This is a genomic window from Mesorhizobium sp. M7A.F.Ca.CA.003.01.2.1 (assembly GCF_003998945.1).
Taxonomy (GTDB): Bacteria; Pseudomonadota; Alphaproteobacteria; order Rhizobiales; family Rhizobiaceae; genus Mesorhizobium; species Mesorhizobium ciceri.
Genome location: NZ_RZRA01000960.1, coordinates 1 through 2,090 on the forward strand (window position 1 = coordinate 1; position 2,090 = coordinate 2,090).

1 protein-coding gene and 1 pseudogene are annotated in these 2,090 nt (G+C 63.6%); one reads left to right on the plus strand and one right to left on the minus strand.

From position 1 onward, the window contains the following. Positions 1–413 (plus strand): annotated as a pseudogene (locus EN969_RS28255) (lipoyl(octanoyl) transferase LipB); the annotation flags it as partial. 20 nt (positions 414–433) lie between these two features. Here EN969_RS28255 and EN969_RS28260 read toward each other — a convergent pair. Next, on the minus strand, positions 434–1,684 hold the full coding sequence (locus tag EN969_RS28260) for a peptidase M50 (RefSeq protein ID WP_024501354.1): 1,251 nt from the start codon (positions 1,682–1,684) through the stop codon (positions 434–436). Between the last annotated feature and the right edge of the window lie 406 nt (positions 1,685–2,090).

Below are 2,090 nucleotides of genomic sequence, written 5' to 3' on the forward strand. Positions count from 1 at the left end.
ACCCAGACGCCGACCCGGTCCTCGCGGCGCTCGAACAGTGGATCATCGGCACGCTTGCCGCTTTCAATGTGCGGGGCGAGCGCCGCGAGGACCGGGTCGGCGTCTGGGTCGTGCGGCCGGATCGCCCTGCTCTGCCGGACGGCTCGCCGGCGGAGGACAAGATCGCGGCCATAGGCATCCGGCTGCGGCGCTGGGTGAGTTTTCACGGCATCGCCATCAATGTCGAGCCCGATCTCGACCATTTCAGCGGCATCGTGCCTTGCGGCGTGCAGGACCACGGCGTCACCAGCCTCGTCGACCTAGGCCTTCCCCTGACCATGGCCGATCTTGACTTGGCGTTGAAATCCGCCTTCGAGGATGTGTTCGGTCCCGCCACGGCGTTGCCTGTCGAAGCCGAGCGCAAAGCCGGCTGATCTTCCGGATCCGGTACGGCTCAAATCAGTTGGGCAGAGGCCCACAACACGCCATAGCCATGGATGGCGAACACCGCCAGCAACGCCGCCGCCATGGCCAGCCGGTCGATGGTACGGATCGGCTTCAGCTCGTGACGCGGCTTCACCCCACTGCTCATCGTCAGCAGGCTGAGGAGCGAAAACACCGCTCCCGTCGCGAGCAGGAAGGTGGCGGAAAAGCCGGCCTGCCAACCCACGGCCAGGAAAGCCGAGAGCAGGAAGAAGGAAGCCAGCGCCAGCGCGACCGGTCCCGGACAGATCTGGCGCAGCACCTGGCCGCCGTCGAACTTCCACACCGGCACCAGATTGGCGATGTTGAACAGTGCGGCGAAGCCCGCCAGGGTCGCCAGCAGGGCCGCCGCCAGCCGGTGACCTTCCGCGCCGGCAAAGGTGCTTGCGGCGATGGCGATCGGCACCAGGAAGGCCGAAAAGCCGGCGCCCATCAATGCCACGAAAGCCACTTCGAAACGGCTGTCATAGGGCCGCCCGCCAATGGCAATGCCGCCGAGCAGCGGAATGAAGATCATCCGTGCACGGTTGTGGCCCATCAGCCGGAACGCTGCCATATGGCCAAGCTCATGCAGGGCGACCACCGATGTGAGGATCGCGGCCAGTGCCAGACCGCCGAAGTGAAGGCCGAAGAATGGCCACAGGATCAGCGCCGAAAGCCCGGCAAAGCCGACCTGGCTGAGCGGATGCTCGAACCAGCCGCCCTTGCGATACTTTCCGGTCCGCGCCCAGCGCTGCAGCTTGGAGAGTTCGCGGCGCAGGGCGAAATAGCGGAACACCAGGAAGGCAACGCCACGATAGCGATCGGTCTGGCTGAGCGTCACCCGCGTGCTGTTGCCTTCCGAAACGAGTTCGGCGGTTTCGCGAAAATCCTTCCAGAACGAAGCGTCGAGTGCCGTATCCTCGATGACACGCATCGAGAAGCGGCTGCCTTCGACGACGTCTTCAAACCGCGACTTGCGTTCGATCGGCTTGCCGTCGCGACCTTCCCAGGACAGCGTGATGCGGGCCACGCCCTCGCCGTCCGGGGCCTCGGCGGACAGGATCTCACCGGACCAGCCGGCATCGCTGCCGAGCGGCCACAGCGCCTGCCAGAGGCGCTGCCGATCCATCGCCACCAGACGGGTCAGCCGGACCGTGCGCAAACCAAGCGGCACCGTCATCAACAGAAAGATCAGCCCGAGATTGCTGGCCACCAGAATGGCCGTGACGATGGGCGACACCTGGACGTTGCTCCCTGTCTTGCCGGGGCACTCTAACGTCGCTGCGGCAAGAAAAGCTTAACGGCGGAGCGGTCTTCGACCGCATGGGACCCACGGCGGCGAACGCCGCCAAATCACATGGCTCCAATCCAGATCGCCATGGAGACGAGAAAGGTGCTCATGCAAACCAGTGAGATGACATCCTGAACCAGATCGGTCATAACTCTCTCCTGTTGTTGATATGTTCGTATTTTGTTCTAATTTTGTTTCAAAGTCAACGGACACAATCCGGCCGTGTCCGAATTTCCGGGCGATCAAATCGGCAGGGTTAAGAAAAGGTTGACGGGCGAACGACGGTTGCCCAGCGCCGACCAGGGCACGACGAGACTGGGGTCAGGCCGAGCCGAGAATGGTGGATTTCGAGAAC